This window comes from Pseudomonadota bacterium (genome assembly GCA_030859565.1).
In the GTDB taxonomy this organism is placed as follows: domain Bacteria; phylum Pseudomonadota; class Gammaproteobacteria; order JACCXJ01; family JACCXJ01; genus USCg-Taylor.
In genome coordinates this window covers 1-4,592 of sequence record JALZJW010000215.1, presented here as the reverse complement: position 1 = coordinate 4,592, position 4,592 = coordinate 1, and the positions used below count along the sequence as shown (strand labels likewise).

The window sequence follows — 4,592 nt, the reverse complement described above, 5'->3', positions numbered from 1 at the left end:
GAACAGTCGTCGCACCGCCCAGGCTCCCGACGCCCCCAGCTATCCCCGGAGGCCAGTACTCTTTCACCCTAGGAGGCCAGGCTTTACTACCTTCTTTCAGACTCATCTTTGAATTAGAAAATACTGAGACACGCCGCGCGTGTCGGGTATAAGCGTGCATCCTGCCCCGGCCGGCAGCGCCTTGTTGTTGCATCCTCGCCGCGCCAAACAGGGCCGCCTTCGGCCCCGGCCAGTCTTCGACTGGCACTCGTACGAGCCCCTGGCCCTGGCTTTCCGACGCTTCGCGTTCGGCGGGTAACGGGCTGCGCCCTACCCCGCCTTTTTTTACTCCCCACCGTGAGCATAGTACACATCCCTTGAGTACACCAGCATTCTAAAGGTGCACACAGACGGCAACGATACCGAGGCGATTTGCGAGGCAGCCAGCCGGCCGGGGATGCGTTTTGTGCCGATTAATACGGAGGCCTAGCAGGATATCCAGAGGTACATCGGATCCGCCGCCCTGCTGGTACGGCCTGGTGTCGAGTCTTGCATTCTGGGTTGCTTTTTAAACGCCGCCGGCGCGACCCTCCCGGGCCGCGCTATAAACCGCAAGGGTAAAAGCAAAAAGAGCAAAGGGCTAATCCAGGTCGTGGGCCAGACGAAATCCCACGGTGTCGGACCGGTGATCCGGCGGGCCCCCGCTACGGGTGGCCGAACGAACGATTTTCGGTGGGTCGGCCCAGGAACCGCCGCGGATCACGCGCAGGGCACAGAAACCTTCTTCCCAAGCGCCACCATCCAAGGACGCGCCTGCGTGGCTATCCCGATTGCAGTCCTGTACCCATTCATACACATTGCCCAACATGTCATAAAGCCCAAACCTATTTGGCTTGAACCGTCCTACCGGGGCCAGCGTGGCATAATCATCATCGCAAGCATGGGATTCCCAGCTCACACCGAATCGTCGCTGCAGCTCGGTCCCGTGCTTGCGGTCGAAAACATTGGCGTAGACACAGGCTTGTGCGGGATCCTCGCCCCAGTAACGCCGCTCGGTTGTGCCCGCTCGCGCCGCATACTCCCACTCGGCCTCGGTCGGTAACCGGAACCGTGTACCGGTCTTTTCAGATAACCACCCTGCGTAGGCCGTAGCGTCTTCCCAGGAAACGTTGATCACCGGTAGCCGCGCGCGTTCCGCGTCAGTGAATCCGGCACCGAAACCCGCGTCACTGGGCGGGCGGCGATCGGTCGCATAAGCAAAACGGTCATACTCCTCGAATGTGACTTCATAGCGACTCAGCTTAAAGGGTTTGGCGATGCTCACCGTGTCCTGCGGCCTTTCGGCTACGCCGGCCTCTTTCGCCTCTATGTTCGCGTCAGACGATCCCATCTGAAATTTACCGGAGGGGATAACCACCCAGTCTTCCTCATGCAGAATAGGCCGGCGGCGCTGCTCCTCTTGATACCACCAGACGGCAGCACCGGTCGCGACCACCAGCACGAGCGCAACGGCCACTTGCCCGCCCCAACGCCGATTGCGAGCGGAGCGCCGACTGTTCTCGATAAAGCCGAGGTCGTCGCTGTCCAGGTGCTGGGCGTGCTGTTTGATCTGGCCGAGCGCTTCCGCTAGGGCTTCCCCCTGCAAAAGCGTTCGGCTTCCGCGCATCACCGTCAAGCGCTTGCGCCAGAGAAGAAACGCGCGGTTGTCTTCCAGCCAGTGGCTAAAGCGCCGCCAATGCCGCAGCACGGCTTCGTGGGCTACCTCTACCCATGACACGTTGGCGTCATCCTTGTTGGTGACCAGCAAGCGTCCGTCCACCAGCCGGTTCAGCAGCGCTTGCTCTCGGTCCGCAAAGGCGTCGAGCCGTGCGCGCGTGCGCACCGTGCCGCCTTTCTCATCCACGTCCGCGAGTTGGCGAAAGATTTTGGCGAGCGCTGCCTCGTCCACGTTCCCGGCCGCATCCTGCACGGCCTTTTCGGCCTGGCCCTCGATGACACCCCCAATGCCGCCCACTTTCCCGCCGTCACCGTTCTTAGCGCCCAACATGCGATAGGCGGCCACGGTCAGTTGTTTACCGCCACTGCGTTCGTAAAGCTCCTCCAAGGCGAACTCGACCAGCGCCAGCGCCCCGGGCTCGGTGCCCGCGTCCTTCAAAATGGCACCTGCCAAGCCCGGCTCCGGATCTAGGCCGGCGACCCGCGCCGGGCGTTCAATCATCTCGGCGAGTGCGAGAGGGGTCGGTGCCGCGAGCGGGAAACTCCCGTCGCGTAGCAAAGCAGCCAGCCGTGGGTCGCGTGTGCAGTGTTCGTAGTAGTCGGCGCGCAGGGTCAGCACGACCCGAATGCGCGGCGAGGAGGCTATGGCATCAATGAGCTCGATGAAGGGCTCTCGATGTCGCTCTTCGACCCGCGCGCTGAAGAGCTCCTCGAATTGATCGGCGAAGAGCAATAGCTCGGCATTCGCGGATTTGCCCTGCAGAACTTGGCCGGCGAGTGCATTAATCTCGGCGGGACGGGTGCGGAGCCGGTCCGACAGCGCCTCCGGGGACTCCGATGCGCTGGGCAACTGCGCGGCTAATTTGCGGGTCAGGTTCACGAACGGATCCCTCCCCCGCTCGGCGGGGGTAAACCGCACGCTGACCCAATTTCCGCTTCCCGATAAGGCGCCATCGCGGAGCCGGGGAATGAGACCGGCACCGACCAGCGAAGACTTACCCGAGCCCGAGGCGCCAATGACCGCGACGATGCGTGTCGTGGCGGCGGCGAAGCGCTTGACCAACTCATCGCTTTCCCGGCCGCGGCCGAAGAATATTGCGGCATGCCTCTCCCGAAAGGCGTTCAGACCAAGGTAAGGGTTACCTTCCCAAATAGGCTTAGTCGTGGGGTCGCGGGTGGCGGCTGAAGATCCCTTAGCGGGCGGGGGTGCGTCCCTGGGGAGTGCGTCAAGCTGGACTTGAATGAGCTCGCGCAGCTCGCGTTCGAGCTTATCCGCGAACTCGCTCGGCGAGGCATAGGGCTTGACGCTCTGGCGCAAAGAGCCATCGGTGTTCGTGAATTGAGCAAAGAAGGCTTCCACACCTTTGTATTGGCGGCGCTTCTCCTCTAACTGGGCATCGTCCAAATCTACCTGCCGTTTTTCCGAACGTCGGTAAACCAAAACAGTCGGTTTCCCAGTTTTCTCTGCAGCCTCCAGCGCGTCGCAGAACTCCCATTCGGTGCCCGAGACATACGGCGTGCCGTCGGGCTTCCGGTGTTCAGGCGGCAGCGGCGTGCCCATGCGGGACCACAAGATAACGACCACGACCTCGCATTGGCTGGGCTTTGGGCGACGGTTATTGATCGCTTCTTGCGGCGTCAAATGCGCATCCAGGGGCACCGGCGCCCCCAGATCGTCCCAGGAGACCGCCTCGAGGTGGACGCGATCACGCAGGCTATATTCCTGCGAGAGCCTGTCGAGCACCCTGCGCGCCAAGCCGCGCTCGTCGGAAACATCCCCCGGTGAGGATAAGAATATCTTGAGCTCGAGGCGCGCTGACATGCGCCTATTCTAGATTGCCCATCGCGGACGGCGCCAGGTCGCGACCGCAGCGGACGGCTACGTCCAGCACCGGTGGGCCGCAAAGGGAAAAGTTTGGCATTCCCCCCCCGGCCTGTGTTCCAATTTAAGGGAGTTCAACACGGAGGTCGCAATGGAGGCTATTGCCGAGACCCGGCTGATGGTGCCGGGGGATGCCGAGCAGCAGCAGGCGCTTGCGCCGCGCTACGATGCGGTGCACAACCGAAGAGTTGTGCAGGCCGCTCGCGACGGAAGATTACGGGTTGCAGGCAATGCCGGATACAAGCCCGCCGAAGTGGCATCTGGCGCATACCACCTGGTTTTTCGAAACCTTCCTGCTAAAGCCGTTTCTGCATGCTTATTCGGTTTTTCATCCGCGGTTTGAATATCTCTTCAACTCCTACTACCAAACGATTGGCGCGCAGTATCCGCGCCCGGAGCGCGGTTTGTTATCCCGCCCCACGGTGGCAGATGTCTATCGCTATCGCGCCCACGTGGACGCGGCCATGGCGAGGTTGCTGACGGAAGCACGTGCGGACGATTTCGCCGAGATCGCCCGCCGCACGACACTTGGCTGTCATCACGAACAACAGCATCAGGAGTTGTTGCTCACCGACATCAAGTACAACTTCTCGCTCAATCCGCTTCGCCCGGCCTATCGCGCTGATTTGGCCGAAGCCCAGAGACCGAGGCCCGTGCCGTTTAACTGGATCTATTACCAGGTAGGTATGCACGCGATCGGCCACGCCGGCGCGGACTTCGCCTTCGATAACGAGCTGCCGCGGCACAGCGTGTAGACAAGATTGAATTCGACATAGCGGCCGCGCCGATAGAGCTGGAAGTCGCGTTCGCGTTCGCCATAGGGATGGTCCTCGCGGCGCTCGACGATGGGTAGATAAGCAGCCAGGTAATGATCGCCGACGCTGCGGACGAAGGCGAAGCACTGCTCGAAGCCCCAGGCGTTGAGGTCATCGAAGAACAGGCCGCCGATCCCGCGCGGCTCGGCTCGATGGCGGAGGTAGAAATACTCGTCGCACCAGCGTTTGAAGCGCGGGTA

Annotated in this window: 2 protein-coding genes and 1 pseudogene; 1 reads left to right on the top strand and 2 read right to left on the bottom strand. The window is 61.9% G+C overall.

The window, feature by feature from the left end:
- Positions 1–619 precede the first annotated feature (619 nt).
- Entirely contained in the window at positions 620–3,517 is a 2,898-nt protein-coding gene (locus M3436_19485) for an SUMF1/EgtB/PvdO family nonheme iron enzyme (GenBank protein ID MDQ3566168.1), read from the bottom strand.
- Between the two features lie 290 nt (positions 3,518–3,807).
- Between M3436_19485 and M3436_19480 the strand changes: the two genes are divergently transcribed.
- Entirely contained in the window at positions 3,808–4,332 is a 525-nt protein-coding gene (locus M3436_19480; protein ID MDQ3566167.1) for a DinB family protein, read from the top strand.
- On the opposite strand, the pseudogene M3436_19475 reads toward M3436_19480, so the two are convergent.
- Positions 4,329–4,592 (bottom strand): annotated as a pseudogene (locus M3436_19475) (coproporphyrinogen III oxidase). The gene M3436_19480 and the pseudogene M3436_19475 overlap by 4 nt on opposite strands.

Coding starts and splice junctions, on each gene's coding strand:
- M3436_19485 (MDQ3566168.1), bottom strand. CDS start 3,517: ATGTCAGCGCGCCTCGAGCTCAAGATATTCTTATCCTCACCGGGGGAT.
- M3436_19480 (MDQ3566167.1), top strand. CDS start 3,808: ATGCCGGATACAAGCCCGCCGAAGTGGCATCTGGCGCATACCACCTGG.